1 rRNA gene is annotated in these 236 nt (G+C 54.7%); it reads right to left on the reverse strand.

The features are described from left to right. Nucleotides 1–87: ribosomal RNA gene (locus E9565_RS22145) — 16S ribosomal RNA — on the reverse strand; the annotation flags it as partial. Nucleotides 88–236: the final 149 nt, after the last annotated feature.

Here is a 236-nt window from a genome sequence, read left to right on the forward strand (position 1 = left end):
CCCCACCGAAGTGGTTCACCGTTCGACTTGCATGTGTTAAGCACGCCGCCAGCGTTCGTCCTGAGCCAGGATCAAACTCTCCGTAGATGATTTGATACCAGCTGAGAACCGAGAGCTGACACTCTCGATATCAATCAACCAAAGGAATCCCAGCCAACCCACAAAAGGGCCGGCACGGGGTATTACTTGGCACTGACTTTCGGCACGCTGTTGAGTTCTCAAGGAGCGGACGCGCA

It is taken from the genome of Blastococcus sp. KM273129, from assembly GCF_021698995.1.
GTDB lineage: Bacteria > Actinomycetota > Actinomycetes > Mycobacteriales > Geodermatophilaceae > Blastococcus.